Origin of the sequence: Hymenobacter yonginensis (assembly GCF_027625995.1) — a bacterium.
In the GTDB taxonomy this organism is placed as follows: domain Bacteria; phylum Bacteroidota; class Bacteroidia; order Cytophagales; family Hymenobacteraceae; genus Hymenobacter; species Hymenobacter yonginensis.
Genome location: NZ_CP115396.1, coordinates 2,829,398 through 2,849,432, shown reverse-complemented (window position 1 = coordinate 2,849,432; position 20,035 = coordinate 2,829,398). Strand labels below are relative to the sequence as shown.

Below are 20,035 nucleotides of genomic sequence, written 5' to 3'. Positions count from 1 at the left end.
GGTGGTTGGTTGACTCTTGGCCATCATGCAGAGCGCAGCGAAGCATCTCGCGTGCTGACGTCTGATTGCTATTTCAACGTCAGCACGCGAGTTGCTTCGCTATGCTCTGCATGACGTTCCTTTGGCTCGCTGCTTACAGGCATTGATGCCGGTAAACTCCGGTTGCGGCGCACAATAAATGCGCTGGCCTGGCCGTCTTATCTCCTGCAACTACCTGCCAAACGCCGTATCTTGGTACCCGATGATTGGACTGCTACACCGCCGTATTCTAGTGCCCGTATCCGTTGCCCTGGGGCTGGGCGTTTCTCCTGCCATGGCCCAGATTGGCGGGCAGCAGACCTTCTCGTTTCTGAACCTGCCGCCGGGCGCCAAAACGGCCGCTCTGGGCGGCGTCAACGTATCTGTGCGCGACGCCGACCCCACCATGCTGCTCAGCAACCCCGCGCTGCTGAACGCCGAAATGGATGGCCGCTTGGCCCTGTCGTTTGTTGATTATCTGGCCGACATCAAGCAAAGCACCCTGGCTTACGCTTTCAAGCCCAAAGAAGTGGATGCCGGGCGGCGGTGGGGCGCGACTCTGAGCTACCTCAACTACGGCGAGTTGATCATGCGCGACCCGGCCAACAACGTATTGGGAACATTTTCGGTGAACGAGTACGCGGCCGGCCTCACGTATGCCTACGTGCAAGGCCCGTTCACGCTGGCCGGCACCGGCAAGCTGGCCGTGTCGGGCATCAGTGGCAACCACTCAGTGGGGCTGCTGGCTGACGTGGGCGCCGTGTTCAAGCACCCTGAGCAGGACTTTACGGTGGGGTTGGCTGTGAAGAATGCTGGCTACCAGCTCAAGCCTTACGCTGGGGCCGGCCGCGAGCCGATGCCGCTGGACGTGCAGCTGGGGGCCACCATCAAGCCCGAGCACATGCCGCTGCGGTTCTCTATCACGGCTCACAATCTGCAGCGCCTCGACATTGTGTACCTCGACCCCAACCAGCGCGGCCAGTTGGACGAAAACGGCGAGCAAGTCAAAAAGAAGAAAACGCTCGGCGACAAAGTCGCCCGGCATTTTGCCGTGGGTGGCGAGCTGCTGCTGGGCAAAAGCCTGAACGTGCGCCTCGGCTACAACCACCTGCAGCGCCGCGAGCTGCGGCTCGACAACGCGGCCGGGGGCGCCGGTATTTCCTTTGGCGTGATGCTGCGCATCAGCCAGTTTCAGCTCGACTACACCCGTGCCGGCCTGCACGCCAGCGGCGCGGCCAACTATTTCACCGTTGCCCGCAATCTGAACTCGCTGTTCGTTAAAACTCAATAGCGGCCAGCGCACTACGGTACACGACAAAGCCGGAACTCCGGAAACTGCCGCGGCAAACATTTCCGGCGGCGCTACGGTATTTCCGCTACGTTTATTTCCCCACACCTTTTATGCTCGATTCCCAGACTTTTCTTACCCCTTCGCAGATAGTTGCCGAGCTGGATAAGTACATCATCGGCCAGCACGAGGCCAAGCGGCATGTGGCCATTGCGCTGCGCAACCGCTGGCGCCGCCTGCACGCCCCGCTGGACATGCAGCGCGAAATCGTGCCCAACAACATCCTCATGATCGGCTCGACGGGCGTCGGCAAAACTGAAATTGCCCGCCGCCTGGCCGCCATTGCCGATGCGCCCTTCACCAAAGTGGAAGCCAGCAAGTTTACGGAGGTAGGCTACGTGGGCCGCGACGTGGAAAGCATGGTGCGCGACCTGGTAGAGCAGTCGGTGAACCAGGTGAAGCAGCGCCGCAAGGAAGAAGTGAAGGTGCAGGCTGCCCAAGCTGTGGAAGACCTGATTCTGGACGCCCTGATTCCGTCCGTGAGTGGCGGCAGCAGCAAGTCGTCGGTGGGCTTTGGCGGTAGCCACGACGGCAGCGCTATGCCCGAGTCGGACTACGAGCTGAATGAGCGCACCCGCGACAAGTTCCGCGAGAAAATCCGCAGCGGCGAGCTGGACGACCGTAAAATCGACATCAAGGTGCAGCAGGGTGGCGCTCCCGGCATCGGCGTGCTGGGCGGCGCTCCAGGCATGGACGAGGCTTCCATGGCCGGTCTGCAGGACATGCTGGGCTCGATGATGCCCAAGAAAACCCGCAAGCGCAAAGTCACGATTGCCGAGGCCCGTAAGATTCTGCTGGATGAAGAAGCTGCCAAGCTCATAGACATGGATGAGGTGAAGGACGAGGCTATCCGCAACGCCGAAAACGCCGGCATCATCTTCATCGACGAAATTGACAAAGTAGCCAGCCGCAGCGGCAAAGGCGGCGGTGGCCCCGACGTGAGCCGCGAAGGTGTGCAGCGCGACCTGCTGCCCATCGTGGAAGGCTCGGCCGTGAGCACCAAGTATGGCATCATCAACACCGACCACATCCTGTTCATTGCCGCCGGCGCCTTCCACGTCGCCAAGCCCTCTGACCTGATTCCGGAGCTGCAGGGCCGCTTCCCCATCCGCGTAGAACTGCAAAGCCTCACCAAAGACGACTTCTTCCGGATTCTGAAGGATCCCAAAAACGCCCTCACCAAGCAGTACGAAGCCCTGCTGCAGGCCGAGGACGTAGTGCTGACCTTCGAGGACGAGGCCCTGGAGCAGCTCGCCGAAATTGCCTTCAACGTCAACGCCGAGGTGGAGAATATTGGGGCGCGCCGCCTGCATACGGTGATGAGCCGCCTGCTCAACGACATCCTGTTCGACGTACCGGACCGCATCGGTCCCAACGCCCGCATCCTCATCACCCGCGACCTAGTAAACGAGCGGCTGCAGGATATGGTCGGCAACCGCGACCTGAGCCAGTATATTCTGTGAGGAAGCGACGCCTGTCTGCTGATGTACTTCGGTGGCAGAGTGCAGGGTTCCCAAACAAAAAGAAGCGGCCCATGGCCGCTTCTTTTTGTTTACAGCCGTATTTTCTTTACCTGTCACCTCATCACCTCATCACCAGCATGCACTACTACATCATCACTGGCGCCAGCCGCGGCCTGGGCAAGGCACTTGCGGAAGAATTGCTGCAGCATCCTGACAACCGGGTGCTAGGCGTATGCAGGCATGCTACTATCCAGCACGAGCGGTACCGCCACCAGCCCCTGGATCTGTCGGATATGCTGGCTGTGCAGAACAACCTGTTCAAAGTATTCACGCCATGCCCCGGCGCGGCCAGCATCACGCTTATCAACAACGCGGGCGTGCTGGGCGAGGTGAAGTACATGGGCGAGCTGCCGAACGAGCACTTCGAATTCGTGTTCGATGTAAACGTCATTGCTCCCGCCATGCTCATGAACACGTTTCTGGCTACCTACCAGCAGCACACCGGCATTGCCCGTACCATCCTCAACATCAGCAGCGGTGCGGCGCAGCGCCCGGTAGATGGATGGGGAGCCTACTGCGCCTCCAAAGCTGCCCTCGACTCCCTGTCGTCCGTGGCGCAAAAGGAGCAGGACCTGCGCGGCTCCGGCATCCGCATCCGCAGCCTGGCGCCCGGTGTGCTGGACACTGCCATGCAGGAGCACATCCGTGCCGCTGCCCATGAGCAGTTCAGTGAAGCCGAACGGTTTGCCGGGTTACACTTGCAGGGCGAACTGGTAAACCCGAAAGATGCAGCCGCAACGATTGTGCACTGGCTGCAACAACCAGCCCGGCCACAGGAGCCGGTGGTACTGCGTATTTCGGAGTTGCCACAGTAGCAGCCACTAGCATTGAATATCAAAAAAATACCCCGACCTATTGGCCGGGGTATTTTTTTAAGCAAACCAGATGAGCTTAGTTGTAGCCAGGGTTTTGCGTGATGTTGGGGTTGTTCACCGTTTCGCGGAACGGAATCGGCAACAACAGACGGTTTACGTCGGTGATGCCGAGCACTGCCTGCGCCCGGCCCGTACGGATCAGGTCAAACCAGCGGTGGCCTTCCAGGGCCAGCTCTGAGCGACGGTCGCGCTCGATCTGGTCCAGTACCTGCGTTTGGGTGAGGGTAGTAGCAACGGCCGTCAGGCCAGCCCGCGTACGAATACGGTTCAGGGCCGTAATGGCGCCTGGAACATCGTTCAGACGAGCTTTAGCCTCGGCGCTGATCAGGATAATTTCCGCCAGACGAATGGTTTTGAAGTTGTCCGTGCCCGTGCCTGGATCCGTGTACTTAACTTGGTTGCCGGTTGGTACGGCTCGCCCATTAAGAGTGAAAGTACCATTGGAAATAGTAGCATCCCGACGCTGGTCACCGGTTTCGTAGGAAGTGGGCAGCGTGGAACCAGTACCGGTAGGGCTCATCTCATTGCGGCCACCATTGGCGGTAGGCAGCATAAAGAAAGCATAAGAGCTCTGGTTTTGCGCGTCGAACTGTACCTCGAAGATCGACTCAGCGGGGTTTTCGGAGGCTACTGCCGTACGGTAGCTTGGGTTGAGCGTGTAGCTGCCGGCCAGTACCAGATCAGACAGGCGGGAAGCCTCAGAATACTGCTGGCGGTACAGGGCGATACGGGCCTTGAGAGCCGTAGCAGCCAAGCGCGTAGCGCGGGCCGGACCACCCGTGGTCGGGAGTGCCGCCTCGGCAGCCGTCAAATCGGCTACCATCTGGTCGTAGACAGCAGCTTTAGGGTTGCGCGCTACAAACAGCGTGTTATCCGGCGTAGTAGTTGGCGTTACAACCAGCGGCACATCTCCCCAGTAGTTTACCAGATAGAAGTAGGCCAAAGCTCGCACAAACAAAGCTTCGCCTACGATCTGGCTTTTCACTGCGTCGGTGGTACCCGTGACGGCCGGCGTATAGGCAATAACGTTGTTGGCGCGGTTTACCGTCGAATACAGTGACGACCACATGTTGGTCACCTCCGTGTTGTCAGGCAGAATAGCGCGGTTCTTAAGTTGGGCAAACGTAGGGAAGGTACCAATGTGCGCCAAGTTATCAGCCAGCAGGTCCGCGAAAATGGGCACGCGCAGACCAGCGTTGTTTGCGCTCAGCAGGTTGCCGTAAGTGCCGTTCAGGGCAGCACGCGCACCTTCGAGGTCGGTGAATACCTGCGTGCGGTCTACCGAGTTACGTGGCTCCGGGGTCAGGAAGTCGGAGCAGCTGCTGGCTCCCAGACTCAGCAGCCCCAGAACTGCCAGCGTAGAAAATTTAGAACGAATATTCATGAAAGTGAAGCTGTTGCGAAGTGGAAATTACAGGCCGATGTTAACACCTACCTGATATACCCGAGCCTGTGGGAACGTCAGGAAGTCGGTACCCAGCGAGGTGTTGGAACCGCTGAAGGTGTTTACCTCAGGCTCCAGGCCTGAATATTTCGTGAACGTGAGCAGGTTCTGGCCAGCTACGTAGATGCGAGCCGACTGCAGACGCAGAGGAGCAATCCAGGTGGTAGGCAGATTGTAGCCCAGCGTAGCCGTTTTCAGGCGCAGGTAAGAGCCATCTTCCAGCCAACGGTCCGAAGTCCGACGGTTGTTGTTGGGGTCGCCAGCAGCTGCACGTGGCATGGTAGTGCTGGGGTTTGTTGGCGTCCAGCGGTCCAGGGTAGAGGCAAGCTGGCCAAACTGACCATTCATACCCTCACCGAAGGCGCGGGTGTTGTTATAAATTTTGTTGCCTTTGGTGAACTGGAAGAAGAAGCTCAGGTCAATGCCTTTAAAGTTCAGCGTGTTGGTGATACCGCCGAAGAACTTTGGTTGTGCCGAGCCGATGATTTTCTGGTCCAGCGCAGTAACCAAGCCGTCACCGTTCAGGTCAACGAAGCGAATGTCGCCGGGGCGAGGCGTAGTAGCCGCGCTCGTGCCTTGGTACAGGGCGGCAGGGTTACCGGTCTTGGTCCGGGCGTTGGCGATGTCGGTGTTAATTTCTTCCTGAGTCTGGTAGATGCGGTCTACCACGTAGCCATAGAAGCTACCCAGCGGCTGGCCTACCTCAACACGGCTGGCGAAGCCGGCCAGGAAAGGCGCGTTGTTTACCAGACGCGTCACCTCGTTGCGAATGATGGACACGTTCAGGTTGGTCGACCAGCTGAACGACTCATTCTTCACGTTCTGGGTAGTTAAGTCAAATTCCAGACCTTTGTTTTCCAGGTCACCAATGTTCTGGGTTACAGTGCCGAAGCCCGAGGTGAGTGGCAGCTGACGGTTTAGCAGCAGGTCGTTTGCTTTGCGCTTGAATGCGTTGGCAGACACCAGAATCCGATTCTCTAGCAAGCCCAAGTCAGCTCCGACGGTGAATTCCGAGGACTGCTCCCATCCGAGGTCATTTACACCCAACTGAGTGGGGGCAAAGCCTGCCACGGCGTTGTAGTTAGCGAAGTTGGTGGCACCAACGCCAAACAGGTTACGGGAAGCGAAGTTGCCGATTTCAAAGTTGCCTACCACACCGTAGCCAGCACGCAGTTTCAGCTCGCTAACTACATTATTGTCTTTCAGGAAGGATTCTTCCGAAACACGCCATCCCACCGAGGCAGCCGGGAAATAACCGTATTTGTTGTCTACACCGAAGCGCGACGATCCATCACGGCGCAACGAGCCCGAGAAGATGTACTTGCCCTGGTAGTTGTAGTTAACGCGGCCGAAGAAGGAAAGCAGCGTCCAGAGGGTTTCATCCGAAGCCGCTTCAGTTTTCACTGAGCCAGCCGAAAGCTGGGTGATTTTGTTGGTCGCGAAGCCCGATACCTGCGTGATGATACCCTGCTGCACGGAGCGCTGCGCGCTTTGGCCCAACAGCAGCGTCAGAGAGTGGTCGCCAAACTGCTTGTCATAGCTCAACGTGTTCTCGTTGATCCAGCCCACATCGTAGCGGCTGTTTGCCTGGCCGGAACCATTGCTGCCAACAGCCTGCAGAGCGGTGCTCGGAATGTACACATCCTCTTTCAAGTTGAGGTAGTCACCACCGATGGAGGAGCGCAGACGCAGGCCTTTAGCCAGTTGGTAGTCACCGTACAGCGAACCAATAGCCCGGTTGTTGCGGGCCAGGAACGTGGGGAGGGTAGCAGCAGCAACTGGGTTTTCAACTGAGTTGAATGGGTCGCGGCCAAAAGTGCCATCGGCGTTGCGCACCGGAAACTGCGAGCCCAGAAGCAGCGCCGTGCTCAATACCCCGTAGATATTGTTGTCGTTGTTGATGCGGTTGCTCAACGAGCGGCTGCCGGTAAGGCTCAGTCCTACTTTGAACTTATCCGACACTTGGTGGTCGAGGTTGAAGCGGCCGCTGCCCCGAGTATAACCCGAGCCCAGAATGATGCCTTCCTGATCGAAGTAGGTGCCTGAGATGAGGAAGCGGGTCTTCGTATCGCCGCCCGAAGCCGAGAGCGTATAGTTCTGGATGCGGGCATCCCGGAAAATTTCGTCCTGCCAGTTGGTGCTAGCGCCTGTGAAGAGCTGCTGAGAAGCAGGGTTCGGGTTGGCCGTAACGTAGCGTGGAGCACCCCCCACGTTCACGCGCGACTCGTTAATCAGATCCTGCGCTTGCTGGCCGTCAAGCACATCCAGACGGTTCCAGGTCTGCTGCACGCCAGCGTAGGCGTCGAGCGTGATTTTGGTTTTGCCGCTCTGCCCACGCTTCGTCGTTACGAGTACTACGCCGTTGGCACCGCGCGAGCCGTAGATAGCCGCTGCGGAGGCATCTTTCAGCACCTCGATAGAAGCAATATCGTTGGGGTTAAGGTCTGCCAGCGCATTGAGCTGCTGGTTACCTACGCCCACGTTGGAGTAGTTGCCGCTGTTCACGGGTACACCATCCACTACATACAGCGGGTCGCTGCTGGCCGAAATGGAGTTGTTGCCCCGGATCCGCACGCTGATACCACCGCCGGGCGTACCGGAGTTGGACGTCACCTGCACACCGGATGCCCGGCCTTGCAGTACCTGCTCAACGCTGGATATCGGTTGGCTGGCAAATTCTTTGGCCTGCACCTGCGATACAGAGCCGGTTACCAGGGTTTTAGACTGCTCGCCGTAGCCTACTACTACTACCTCGCTCAGTGCTTTGGTGTCGGTAGCAAGCCCGATGTTGATGGTGTTATCGGTGCCGATCGTACGCTCAAGGCCCACGAAGCCAACGGAGCTGATAACCAGCGTGCCGCCAGTAGCGGGCACGTTGTTCAGCGAGAAGGTGCCATCTGAATTGGTAGACACACCATTGGTTGTGCCTTTGAGCAGTACGGTCACGCCTGGCAGTCCTTCGCCAGTCTGACGATCAGTCACCCGACCGGAGATACTCCGGTTCTGGGCAGCTACCTCCTGAAAAGCGGAGGCCATGAGCAAGGTGCCCACGAGTAAGGTTTTTTGCATGAGGTGTGTTGAAAAAGTGAGAATGTGAGCCTATGAAAAAGTAGGTAAGAAATGCGTATTACAACCACATTGCCAACCTCCGAAGTCCGAATTTACAACCGGATTGTCAATTCCAAAATAATGAGAGAATATTCGCTGGTAGTGAAGCAACCACGAATCGGCTATGTCCCACAATACTTTTGTTGTCGACCAAAGAAAAGTCATATTTGGTAGTTTGTAATATGTAATGTTGAGATGTGTGTAACTACATATTTGGGGGTTATATAAAGGATATTGGGCGTATATGCGCTTTATATTAATATTTTAATCGTTTTTTAAGACTTATTTGTGAAACTGATAATATTTGATCGGGCTAGTTGGCTTAGTACAAAAAAAGGGGGTCAGAATGTATCTGGCCCCCTTTGCTGTTAGCACAGCAGGAATGGATTAGTCTTCCGAACCATCATCCCACCATACCCCATTGCCGATGGCAGTAGTAGGTACGTTTTCGGCATTCGTATCCAGCTCGCTCTGTGGATACGGGAACCGACGAGGGAAGAATACCGAGTTGCGGGGATTGTTGAGCGTTGGGAAACCCGTACGACGATAGTCGTTGTAGGCCTCGATCGACTGATACACGAAGAAGGAGATGTACTTCTGGGTGATAATGTCGCGCAGGGTCAGGTTAGTAGCTCCTACGAACACCCGGTTGCGGAACTCCAGCGAAGTAGCGCTGGTGCTGGTGCTAAGGAAATCAGTACCCCCCTTGATGCTCAGATCAGCATTGACTGCCGTCACATAGGCCGCATAGGCGCCGGTCCGGTCGCCGGTGCGCAGACGGGCTTCGGCCTCAATGAACTTCAGCTCCGAGTACGTCAGCATCGGCTGCACGGCCGTGGCGTTAACCAGGTTAACCGAGGCGCGCGAATAACGGGTGCGGCCCTGGTCGTTGATGGCGGTGCCGTTGGGGGCACCTACCCGGGCGGCCGTAGCCACGCGGCCTACCGGATCAATGAGAAACGGGATGCGTGGATCGTTGTCGGCTGGGTTGGCGTCGGTGGCGGCTGTGGTGTTGCGCAGGATGTTGAAGAACGTCGTGCTCACGGCGAAGTGGCTACGGTCATTCTCTTCCTGGAACCAGGGGTTTTCCCCGATAGCCGTCGAGGTGTACTTCGTGAACGACAGGTTGTCGGCCGAAGAGGCAAAGGCGTTTGGCAGGGCTGCCAGCACCGCAGCCGCCGACCCGGCAGGGTCGCGCTTGCTCAAGTGGTTGGCCAGCCGCACTTTCAGTGCATATGCTGCCTTTTTCCACTTAGCTGCGTCGCCGTTGTAGTAGAAGTCGGCAGAGCCTGGCGTTTTTGCCGAAGGCTTGTCCAGATCCACAATGGCCTCATCGAGCAGCGCATTCAGGCTGGTGTAAATGCTTTGCTGCGTGTCGTAGGTGGGCTTCAGGTTGGCAGCACCTTTGTTGGCCTCCGAGTAAGGCACCCGGCCAAACAGGTCCGTGGTCACGCTCATCACGTAAGCCTTGAGCACTTTGGCAATGCCCACATAACGCCACGAATCGGCTTCGGCACCACCAGTAGAACCCCGCGAAATCATCAGATCCAGATCCTGCAGCTCGGTGGCATAGATGTCGTCCCAGTTATTGGACGTGGCCGTTGCATTGAAAGAAGCATTGGCGCGCTTATCAGCCGACTCGAACTGGGCATGAACCCCAGCTGTATGCTCTACGAAGATAGAAGAGTACCAGGCTAAGTCGGTGCCCGAGATGCCGAAGGCAGCATCAACCGCTACCTGGGGCATGAGCAGCGCCAGCGGAGCATCCACTGGGCTGTTGGGGTTGGTATTTATTTCGTCCAGCTTATCGTCGGAGCAGGCGTTGGTTCCGAAAACCAGGCCCATCATCATCAGATAAGGAGTCAGTTTAGAATGTCTCATATGACAGGAAATGCGCAAGTAGAGTGAAGGAAATTAGAACGTAACACGCAGCGATGCGCCATAGGAGCGCAGTTGCGGCAGCGATACATATTCCAGACCCTGGAAGTTGGAGGCACCGCCCACACTGGTTTCCGGGTCGAAGTTGGGGTAGTCCGTAATCAGGAACAGGTTGCGGCCGATTGCCGAAATGGCAATGTTGCTGAATACGCCGGTCTTGCTAACCAGCGAAGTGGGCAGTGTATATGACAGCGATACTTCGCGCAGACGCACAAAGTCGGTGCTGTACACGTTCGACTCCGAAATACCGTCCAGTACCTGCGACCAGTATACTTGGTCGCGCTTGATAGCCGTCGTGTTAGGCGTATAGCCAGTCACGTTGTTGTTGGCATCGCGCACTTCCTTCACACCCGAGAAAACGTAGTCCGACTCGCGGTCCTCGGTTTCCTTGTCCATGCCATACAGCTTGGCCAGGCGCGTATTGCCACCGTACATCTGAGCTCCCCGACGCATGTCAACCTGTACCAGCAGGGCGAGGCCCTTAAAGCTGAAATTGTTGGTAACGCCCAGCTCATACTTTGGCTGAACCTGGCCGATTACGCCGTTTTCCTCGTCAGCAACGGGGTAGCCGTCGTCGTCCACCACGATGTCGCCGCTGGGGCTACGCTTGTAGCGCGACCCGAACAGCACGGGGTAGAGGTTGTTGGCCTGCGCGCGCACGTTTGGCGTCACGAAGCCCCCAATGAAGATGTTGTCTACACCATCCGACAACTCTTTCACCCGGTTCCGGTACGAGGTGTAGTTAGCCGTAATGTTCCAGTTGAAGCCATCCGTGCTCTGGAAGGGCGTTACGCCTACGGTCAACTCGTTGCCGGTAGTCTGCAGGTCGCCGGCATTGATGAAGCGCGAAGTGTAGCCGGCCGATGGAGCCATCGGTACGGAGAAGATCTGATCCGATGCCACCGATTTGAAGTAGGTGTAGTCGAAGGTCAGACGGTTGTTGAGGAAGCGCAGATCAGCGCCCACTTCTGAAACCTTGATGTTGATCGGGCGCAGATCCGGGGAGCGCAGAATGTCGCTCTGCGTGAGACCACCCTGCCCATTGAAGGGGAAGTTGATACCGTCGCTGAGGAAGCCACTACCGGCGCCACCGCGGTTGAACACCGTGCGAGTCGCATAAGCGTCGCCAGGAGCCTGCGCGGTTTCGGCGTACGAAGCGCGCACCTTAGCAAAGCTCAGAATGTTCTGTGGAACCGAAATGGCTTCCGTAATCACGAAGCCGAGACCAGCCGAAGGATAGAAGATTTTGCGGTTGTCACGCTCCAGGTTGGAGATATAATCCTGGCGGCCGGAGGCATTCAGGAAAATCATGTCCTTCCACGACGCAATCATGTTGCCGTAGAAGCCGACCGTGCGCTTACGGTCGAGAGTTTCGCTGGTCGTCTGCGTGATGGTAGAGCCGATGTTGCGCAGGCCACCGATGGTGATGCCCTGGCCCAGCATGCTCTGGAACCGGTTGCTGATGTTGTAGAATTCGTTACCAACCAGCAGGTTCAGGTTGATGTCTTCCGTCAGGTTCTTGTTGAACGACAGGTTGACGTTGGAGTTAACCTGGCTCTGGATAACGGAATAGTCGTTTACCTGGCCCCCGCTTGGAATAGCCGTGCGGCCGCCGGTGAAGCCCGATCCCAGGTCGTATACTTCCTTGCCGTCGGTGGTGTACTGGTCAACGCCAATACGGTAGTTGAGCGACAGCCAGTCGGTGAATTTGTACGCCGAGTTGACGTTACCGAATACCCGGTTGGTGCGCTCGTTGAAGTAGTTGTGCTTCAGCGACCAGCGTGGGTTATCAATAGCAGCCCGGTAGTGAATCTGCAGGAACGGATTGCTGGCGTTTTCGAACGGAATGCCCCACAGGTCGTAGCTGCGCGGTGCGAAGTACGTGGTGAACAGGGGGTTCGACGTGTTCGAGCCACCAGCAATTTTGTCGATGTCGATGTTGGAGTAGTTCAGCGAAGCACCAACGGTCAGCTTAGGCGTAACCTTGAAGTCACCGCTGATTTTGCCAGTGTAGCGCTTCATGCCCGTGGTGGGCACAATACCTTCCTGGTTGGTATAGCCCAGGCCTACGGCGTAGTTGCCGTAGCTGCCATTGCCTGCCAGGCCCACCGAGTGGTTGGCCGTGTGGCCGGTCCGGAAGAAGGGTTCTACGTTGTCATACACTTTGCCCGGTACCAGCGGCTTGCCGCCGTTGTCGAGCACAGCAGGATTGAGGTCCGTCAGCAGTGGGCCCCAGGAGAGGGACGTATTGGGGCTGAAAGTACCGGCGCTGCCCTGTGCATACTTGCTTTGCAGCTCCGGCAGCACGGAAGGGGTATCCCAGGAATAGTCGGTGCTGTAGCTCAGTTGAGCCGGCTTATCGAGGCCTTTGCCACGCTTGGTGGTGATAACCACTACGCCGTTATTGGCGCGGTTACCATAAAGGGCCGAAGCAGCCCCGCCTTTCAGCACCGAGATGCTCTCGATGTCGTTGGGGTTGATGTCGAGGGCCCGGCTCGAAGCGTCGGTACCGGAAACACCCCCGCCAAAGTCGGCATTGCTTTCAATAGGCAAACCGTCCACTACGTACAGCGGCTGGTTGTTGCCGGTCAGGAAGCGGCTGCCACGGATGGTAATCTGCGACGACGAGCCAGGCATCCCACTCGACTGACGCACGGTTACACCTGCTACCCGGCCCTGCAAGGCGTTGGTAACGTTAGGCTGGCCGGCTTGTACCAGGTTTTTGCCTTCTACCTGCTGTACACTGTAGGTAAGCTCTTTGGTCTGACGCTCGATACCGAAGGCCGTTACCACTACTTCGCTCAGCTGCTTGGAGTCAGTAGCTAGGCCCACGTTGATCTGGCTGTCGGTGCCAATCGGGCGCTCAATGCTAATGAAGCCAATCGAGCTGATAACCAGCGTGCCGCCGGTTGCGGGCACGTTAGACAACGCGAAGGTACCGTCTGAGTTGGTAGACACGCCATTGGACGTGCCTTTCAAAAGTACCGTTACACCTGGCAGACCCTCGCCAGTCTGGCGGTCAGTTACCCGGCCGGAAATACTGCGGTTCTGCGCCGCTACCTCCTGGAATGCGGAGGCCATGAGCAAAGTGCTCATGAGTAAAGCTTTTTGCATAAAGGGTGAAAAATGGGTGAGTGAAAAAAGGGCTGATAAGCAAAACGAGAAACCCGGTATAATCTACAGAGTCCGAGCGTTAGGAAGCTAAACTTACAACCTTGCCAAGACTTCCGGCAATAAAGCCAATAATATTTGATAACCGGATAGTAAAGCAGGGGTAACCGAAAAGCAATGGTGCATTATTCAATTATCTAGATTGTTAGTAAAAGAGCTCTTCATAGTGTAGTAGCGTAGATAGCACAGAAGCCGCCGCAGTACAATTGGGTGGTCAACCCTAGCCTGCTCTCGTCGCAGGGGGCATGTCAAGGGCCGCCACTGTTTTCCGGCTACTGCACCCATTCTACGATACAGAAGTCGCAGACAGCTTAGCATTCTAGCGCAAGTTGAGAGCAGAGGGAAACCCGGTCTGACCTGCCAGCCAATCCGGGTAGTGCCAAATGCCAGCAGGCTATAAGCGGCCACCACTTAAGCAAAGCAGGCACAGAATAGGGGCAGATGGCCACGGCCGACAACTCCTATTGTTAAGTTGCGCCGATGGAGTAGAAAGCTGCCTCATTAGCATGGGCCAAATTGCGGGTGTATTTCGGCTAGGTTATGGAGCCTGCCTGCCAGGATAATATACTGATCTGATGCATAGGAGCCAAGATGCTATCGGCGTCCCACAGCTAGTAAAGGTAGGCTTGAAAAAACACAATAAATGGCGTAGTCGAATCGGTTTAGACAGGTTTAAAGTAGCAGGAGCATACGGGATTGTTTATATAAGTATGCTTGTCGCCGTTAGTTCGGTAAATGCAAATTTTACTGGGCTTGGCGTCATTTCATTGAGTTTTTTCGCTACGTTTGGCCCAAACCTTTTACATCCATCAAATTTCACTCACCAAACTCACTCACCTACATGCGTAAACTTCTCCTAAGTGCGCTGATGGTGTCGCCAGTCCTGATGCAGCAGGCAGCGGCCCAGAATCGCAGCATTTCCGGCCGTGTTACCGACACGGCCACTGGGCAAGGTCTGCCTGGTGTAACCGTTCTCGTGAAGGGAACCACGGTAGGAGCTTCTACCAACGCTGATGGCTCGTATACGCTGAGTGTACCTGCTACGGCCACTACGCTGACTTTTAGCTTTATCGGTTACGGCTCCGTAGACCGCCCAATCGGCGACGGCTCAGCCGTAAACGTAGCACTCGCTTCTTCTACCCGCAACCTGGATGAAGTAGTAGTAACGGGCCTCGCCACTAACATCAAGCGCGCTAACCTGGCGAATGCCATCACCACGATTTCTGCCAAAGACCTGACGGGTAGCACCCGTCCGGTATCGGTGGATGCTGCCTTGAGCGGTAAAATTGTGGGCGCCAACATTGCCCAGACCAGCGGTGCTCCCGGTGGCGGCATGTCGGTGCAGCTGCGAGGTATTTCTACTATCAACGGTTCGTCGCAGCCTCTGTACGTTATCGATGGTGTATACGCCATCAACGCTGAAGTTGGCAACGGCGCCGGTTCGGCGGCCTTCTCGGGCGCTGCGGCCGGTACCGGCCGTACCAGCCAGGATAACGGCATCAACCGTCTGGCTGACCTTAACCCCAACGACATTGAGTCGATTGAGGTACTGAAAGGCCCCAGCGCGGCGGCTATTTACGGTACCCGTGCTAACGCCGGTGTAATCGTAATCAGAACTAAGCGTGGCGCTGCCGGCAAAACCCGCATCAGCTTCAACCAAGACCTGGGCTTCGCCGAAGCCTGGCGCCTGCTCGGCAAAGAAGACTGGACCGATGCCAAGCTGGAGAAATTCTATGCAGGCGCCCGTCTGGCTGATGAGAAGGCTAAACTGGCTGCCGCAACGTCGTCGGGTAAAATCTACGATTACGAAAAAGAAATCTACGGTAACACGGCTTTCCTGCGCAACACCGGCCTGAGCGTTTCGGGCGGCAACGAGCGCACCCGCTTCTACGTGGCAGGTTCTACCGCCAAGGAAGATGGTATTGTGAAGCGTACGGGTTTTGAGCGCCACTCGGTGCGGGCCAACATCGACCAGAAAATTGGTCAGCGGATTGATATCGGCCTGAGCGGCAACTATATCAATTCGTCTAACCGTCGTGGCTACACTGGCAACGATAATAACGGCATTTCGCTGGGCTACAACCTGGCCTACACGCCAAGCTACGCGCAGCTGTTCCCGAACGAAGCCGGCCAGTATCCGGATTCTGACTACACCGGCGACAACCCGCTGGCAGTAGTTGGCCGTGCCATCAACGAAGAAACCACCAACCGTTTCGTGCAGACGGCCAACTTCACGTTGCGCCTGATTGACAACGAAACCTCCTCGCTGCGCTTTGCTGCGCAGGGTGGTGTCGATTATTCGGCCAGCGAAGCCCTGCTCGCGCTGCCCGGCGACATGCAGTCGCAGCGCGCCCGTCCGCTGCCCGGCGTTGCCCGCGTTTCGAAAAACAACTTCTTCAACACCAACCTGCAGGGCTTCCTGATCTATGACTGGAAACTGGGTGAGGCCGTGAGCCTGACTTCGCAGGTAGGTACCGTACGCCTGTCGCAGCGCCAGAACCTGAGCTTCAACCAAGGCCAGAACCTGTCGCCCGGCGCTCCTTACACGCCTAACCGCGGTACTGTAACCACGCAGGAAACAGTGCTCACCAACGAAGCTGACGTAGGCTTCGTAGCACAGCAAGAAGCAAACTTTCGTGACCAGATCATCGCCACGGCTGGTATTCGTTTCGACAAATCTAACCGCAACGGCGACCCAGGCAAGTACTATTCTTTCCCAAAGGCCTCGCTGGCTGTCAACCTGGCAAAGTTCGGCTTCTGGACAGTTGAACCAGTGAACCTGGTGAAGCTGCGGGTTGCCTACGGTGCTACCGGCGGACCAGCCTTCTTCGGCGCCCTCTACTCGCCGCTGGCGGCTACGTCCACGGGCGGCCGCGCCGGCCTGTTGCCATCCACGTTGCTGGGCAATCCAGATATCAAGCCAGAACGCGCAACCGAACTGGAAGCGGGTATCGACCTGGGTTTCCTGGAAAACCGCATTGGTCTGGAAGCTACGGTCTACAACAAAGAAGTGTTTGACCTGGTCAACACCTACTCGCTGGCTCCCGCTACCGGTCTGACGTCTATCCGTGCCTACAACATCGGCGACCTGCGCAACCGTGGTCTGGAACTGGCCCTGAACCTGAACCCTGTACGTAAGGCCTTCCTGAACTGGAACTCATCGACGCAGTTCTGGCTGAACCGCACGGAAGTAACCAAGCTCTACGAAACGCCGCTGCGGGTGGCGCCCTTTAACACGGGCTCTGGCTTCGGTGCCACTTTCGGCCGCAACGTATTCGTGGTGGGTGAATCGCCTTCGCGCTGGTACGGTACGCCAAACGACCCGAACAGCCCGAACTTCAGCGGCCTGACGCGTTACGAGGATGCACAGCCGACGTTCCAGATGTCGTTCCTGAACTCCTTCACGATTGCCAAAAACTTCGAGTTGTCGTTCCTCTTCCACTGGAAAAAGGATGGGTATAACAGCAACCTGAGCGAACTGCTGAAGGACGAAGGCGGTACGTCGAAAGACTGGAGCGAGAACAGCGGCTTGTTTGACGCCGATGGTAACCCAGTTACTAAGGGTGAGGCCCGCCAAGGTTTCTCAACTGAAGGCTTGAGTGCTCGTCAGTTCATTCAGAACTCGGGCTATGTGCGTCTGCGCGAAGCCTCTCTGTACTACTCGCTGCCCACCGCCCTGCGGACCAGCTTGTTCAAGGAATATGTGTCGAACATTAGAATTGGTGTGTCGGGGAACAATCTGATTACCTGGACGGATTATGTAGGCTACGATCCGGAAGTTTCCAACTTCGGCGCTACGTCCAACTTCGCGCAGGTTGACGTAGCTGGCTACCCCAGCACCCGCCGGGTATTCTTCCACCTGGGTATCGACTTCTAAGTCCTGACTTTCTCACCTTCTGATTCTTTCAACCATATGTATACTTTCTCCCATAAGCGTACGCTGACGGCCGCCGCGCTCGTCATGCTGCTGGGGACTTCTTCCTGCGGTTTCTTTGAAACCGAAACCGTAATCGACCCCAATAACCCCAGCCTGAATGCTGTACTGGCCAACGCCGATAAGGCGCAGCTGGACGCTCTGGCCGTAGGCGTAGAGGCTTCATACCGAAACGGCCATACCGGCAACGCCCCCTTCAACTGGGTAGCCGGCGTATTGGGCCGCGAAGTAACGGTGCTTGCTTCCACCGAGTCGCGCTGGTATGCGGAGTTGCAGGGCACGCGCACCACGCTTGACGACGCGGCTTACTACAACGGTTACTACGTTCCGTTCGCTCAGATGCGTCGGGCTGCTCAGGTGTTCCGCCTGTCGAGCAACAACAGCCAGGCGTACACGGCTGAGCAGAAGAAAGGCGTGGACGGTTTCACGCACACCTACGAGGCATTGGCTAAGCTGATGATGCTCAACATGCAGGGCGAAAACGGCATCCGCATCGACTTGGATGATCCGTTGAAACCCGGTAAGTTCGTGTCGCAGGCTGATGCGCTGGCCAATATTCGTCAGCTCCTCGACCAGGCCGTTCCAGAACTGGATGCCGCTGGTGCCACTTTTGGCTTCCCATTGTCGTCGGGCTACGCCGGCTTCAACACGCCTGCTACGTTCAAGCGCTTCAACCGCGGCCTAGCGGCCCGGGTAGCACTCTACCAGAAAGACTATGCTGGTGCCAAGACGGCGCTGGCAGCCTCCTTCTTGGACGCGGCTGGCAGCCTGACCGTTGGTCCTAAGCTGACGTTCAACCCCGCCATTGCCGGCGATGCCGGTAACCCTTACTTCCAAGTACCAAGCAATACCGGTTCGACTGTAATTGGTGTACCGGACAACGTAGTGGCGGAAGCTGAAACGGGCGATGCCCGTCTGGCTAAAATTGGCCGCCGGACGGCTGCCCGTGTAACGGGTGGTATCTCGCAGATCAATGAAGCCCGCGTATTCGCTACCAATACCAGCCCGCTGGATATTATGCGCAACGAGGAGCTGATTCTGATTTCGGCTGAAGCCAAGGCCAACACTAACGACCTGCCCGGCGCACTGGCCGACGTGAACATCATTCGCACGCGTGCCGGCAGCCTGCCAGCTCGGACCCGCGCCTTCGTAAGTGTTGATGAGGCTACCGACGAAATCCTGCGTCAGCGCCGCTACTCGCTGTTCTATGAAGGCCACGCCTTCGTGGACCTGCGTCGCACGGGCCGTCTGCGGCCGAATGTGGTGGCTTCCGCTGCTACCACATTCCCGTACACGCTGGCCTTCAGCACTACGATTGGCACCAACGCCTACCGTCTGATTGCGGCCATGCCGCGTCCGGCTGCTGAGAAAGCCTGGGACAGCGTGAACCCGTAATCCGGAGCTGATTTCAGCAAGTAAAAAGGGTCCTGCGTACTACGCAGGACCCTTTTTTTGTGTGAATACCACAGGCAGCGGCCTGATTGGGCAGCGCCCTAGCAACGGCCTTAGTTGGCCATTAGGTAGCCCCGGATATACTCGTCCAGGTCGCCGTCGAGCACGTTCTGCACGTCGGTGCGCTCGATGCCGGTGCGTAGGTCCTTGATGAGCTTGTAGGGATGCAGCACGTAGTTGCGGATCTGGGAGCCGAAGTCGATGCGCTTCTTGCCGGCCTCCACGGCGTCGCGGGCGGCGTTGCGCTTGTCCATCTCAATCTGGTAGAGGCGCGACTTGAGCATACGTAGAGCATGCTCCTTATTCATGAGCTGGCTGCGCTCGATCTGCACGGCGATGATGATGCCGGACGGGGCGTGCGTGAGGCGTACGGCGGTTTCCACCTTGTTTACGTTCTGCCCGCCCGCACCACCGGCCCGAAACGTGTCCCAGCTGATATCGGCGGGGTTGATTTCGATCTTGATGGTGTCATCAATCACCGGGTAGGCGAAGATGGAGGCAAAGGAAGTGTGGCGCCGACCGCTGCTGTCGAATGGCGACATGCGCACTAGGCGGTGGACGCCAATCTCGCTCTTGAGGTAGCCGTAGGCGAAAGGGCCGTCGATTTCCAGCGAGGCCGACTTGATGCCGGCGCCCTCGCCGGGCTGATAGCTGAGCTGGCGCACCGTGAAACCGTGCTTTTCGCCCCACATGATGTACATGCGCATAAGCATCTCGGCCCAGTCCTGGCTCTCGGTACCACCGGCGCCGGGGTTGATGTCGATTACGGCGGAAAGCTGGTCTTCTTCATCGGAGAGCATGCGCTTGAACTCCAGTTGCTCCACGGCCTGCTGCGCGGCGGTGAACTCCTGGGTCATTTCTGCCTCGGTGGCCTCGCCTTCGCGGTAGAAGTCGTAGAGCACCTCCACGTTGCTGACGGATTGCTCCACGGCTTCATAATCGTCGGTCCAGACTTTCACTGACTTAATGTCGCGCAGGATGGATTCAGCTTTCTTGGAGTCTTCCCAGAAGTCGGGGGCGGCGGCCAGTGCCTCAGTGGCTAGGACCTGTTCTTTGCGGTTATCGTAGTCAAAGATACCTCCTCAGGGCCTCGGCGCGGCCCTTCAATTCCTTTACCTGGTCGTGGGTCATTGGAAAGGTTAAATGGTGAGAGTTGAATGCACAAAGGTCAGGAAAATAAAACGGCCAGCCTCTGGTATGAAGCTGGCCGTTTGAAACGGAAAA

Annotated in this window: 10 protein-coding genes; 5 read left to right on the top strand and 5 right to left on the bottom strand. The window is 57.1% G+C overall.

The genetic code is table 11. From position 1 onward, the window contains the following. The first annotated feature begins 241 nt into the window (after positions 1-241). From porQ to O9Z63_RS12270, 3 genes are all read left to right on the top strand, one after another. The gene (gene porQ / locus O9Z63_RS12280; protein ID WP_270125518.1) at positions 242-1,309 is read left to right on the top strand and encodes a type IX secretion system protein PorQ; all 1,068 of its coding nucleotides are present in this window, start codon (positions 242-244) and stop codon (positions 1,307-1,309) included. 110 nt (positions 1,310-1,419) lie between these two features. Continuing rightward, positions 1,420-2,829, top strand: a complete 1,410-nt coding sequence (hslU, locus tag O9Z63_RS12275) for an ATP-dependent protease ATPase subunit HslU (RefSeq protein WP_270125517.1) — start codon at positions 1,420-1,422, stop codon at positions 2,827-2,829. Between the two features lie 137 nt (positions 2,830-2,966). Next, positions 2,967-3,704: an SDR family NAD(P)-dependent oxidoreductase gene (locus O9Z63_RS12270; RefSeq protein WP_270125516.1), complete on the top strand. Its 738-nt coding sequence runs from the start codon at positions 2,967-2,969 to the stop codon at positions 3,702-3,704. 76 nt (positions 3,705-3,780) lie between these two features. On the opposite strand, the gene O9Z63_RS12265 is transcribed toward O9Z63_RS12270, so the two are convergent. The 4 genes from O9Z63_RS12265 to O9Z63_RS12250 all read right to left on the bottom strand — a co-directional run bounded on the left by O9Z63_RS12265 (position 3,781) and on the right by O9Z63_RS12250 (position 13,350). Beyond that, positions 3,781-5,148: a RagB/SusD family nutrient uptake outer membrane protein gene (locus tag O9Z63_RS12265; RefSeq protein WP_270125515.1), complete on the bottom strand. Its 1,368-nt coding sequence runs from the start codon at positions 5,146-5,148 to the stop codon at positions 3,781-3,783. Positions 5,149-5,175: 27 nt separating this feature from the next. Continuing rightward, the gene (locus O9Z63_RS12260; protein WP_270125514.1) at positions 5,176-8,277 is read right to left on the bottom strand and encodes a SusC/RagA family TonB-linked outer membrane protein; all 3,102 of its coding nucleotides are present in this window, start codon (positions 8,275-8,277) and stop codon (positions 5,176-5,178) included. Positions 8,278-8,703: 426 nt separating this feature from the next. After that, entirely contained in the window at positions 8,704-10,197 is a 1,494-nt protein-coding gene (locus O9Z63_RS12255; protein ID WP_270125513.1) for a SusD/RagB family nutrient-binding outer membrane lipoprotein, read from the bottom strand. 33 nt (positions 10,198-10,230) lie between these two features. Beyond that, a complete protein-coding gene (locus O9Z63_RS12250; protein ID WP_270125512.1) occupies positions 10,231-13,350 on the bottom strand; it encodes a SusC/RagA family TonB-linked outer membrane protein in 3,120 nt (1,039 codons plus the stop codon). Positions 13,351-14,266: 916 nt separating this feature from the next. On the opposite strand from O9Z63_RS12250, the gene O9Z63_RS12245 reads away from it, so the two are divergent. Together O9Z63_RS12245 and O9Z63_RS12240 are read left to right on the top strand one after the other, a co-directional pair. Beyond that, a complete protein-coding gene (locus tag O9Z63_RS12245) occupies positions 14,267-17,302 on the top strand; it encodes a SusC/RagA family TonB-linked outer membrane protein (protein ID WP_270125511.1) in 3,036 nt (1,011 codons plus the stop codon). A gap of 36 nt (positions 17,303-17,338) precedes the next feature. Beyond that, on the top strand, positions 17,339-18,754 hold the full coding sequence (locus O9Z63_RS12240) for a RagB/SusD family nutrient uptake outer membrane protein (protein WP_270125510.1): 1,416 nt from the start codon (positions 17,339-17,341) through the stop codon (positions 18,752-18,754). A 110-nt stretch (positions 18,755-18,864) separates the two neighbouring features. On the opposite strand, the gene prfB is transcribed toward O9Z63_RS12240, so the two are convergent. After that, positions 18,865-19,942, bottom strand: a protein-coding gene (gene prfB, locus O9Z63_RS12235; protein WP_408613543.1) for a peptide chain release factor 2 whose coding sequence is annotated in 2 segments (ribosomal slippage) — positions 18,865-19,890 and positions 19,892-19,942 — 1,077 coding nt in all. Because the reading frame shifts where the segments join, the coding sequence is not laid out codon by codon here. Between the last annotated feature and the right edge of the window lie 93 nt (positions 19,943-20,035).

What these genes read in the sequence shown, in the direction of transcription:
- porQ (WP_270125518.1), top strand. Translation starts at nt 242, where the DNA reads ATGATTGGACTGCTACACCGCCGTATTCTAGTGCCCGTATCCGTTGCC.
- hslU (WP_270125517.1), top strand. Translation starts at nt 1,420, where the DNA reads ATGCTCGATTCCCAGACTTTTCTTACCCCTTCGCAGATAGTTGCCGAG.
- O9Z63_RS12270 (WP_270125516.1), top strand. Translation starts at nt 2,967, where the DNA reads ATGCACTACTACATCATCACTGGCGCCAGCCGCGGCCTGGGCAAGGCA.
- O9Z63_RS12265 (WP_270125515.1), bottom strand. Translation starts at nt 5,148, where the DNA reads ATGAATATTCGTTCTAAATTTTCTACGCTGGCAGTTCTGGGGCTGCTG.
- O9Z63_RS12260 (WP_270125514.1), bottom strand. Translation starts at nt 8,277, where the DNA reads ATGCAAAAAACCTTACTCGTGGGCACCTTGCTCATGGCCTCCGCTTTT.
- O9Z63_RS12255 (WP_270125513.1), bottom strand. Translation starts at nt 10,197, where the DNA reads ATGAGACATTCTAAACTGACTCCTTATCTGATGATGATGGGCCTGGTT.
- O9Z63_RS12250 (WP_270125512.1), bottom strand. Translation starts at nt 13,350, where the DNA reads ATGAGCACTTTGCTCATGGCCTCCGCATTCCAGGAGGTAGCGGCGCAG.
- O9Z63_RS12245 (WP_270125511.1), top strand. Translation starts at nt 14,267, where the DNA reads ATGCGTAAACTTCTCCTAAGTGCGCTGATGGTGTCGCCAGTCCTGATG.
- O9Z63_RS12240 (WP_270125510.1), top strand. Translation starts at nt 17,339, where the DNA reads ATGTATACTTTCTCCCATAAGCGTACGCTGACGGCCGCCGCGCTCGTC.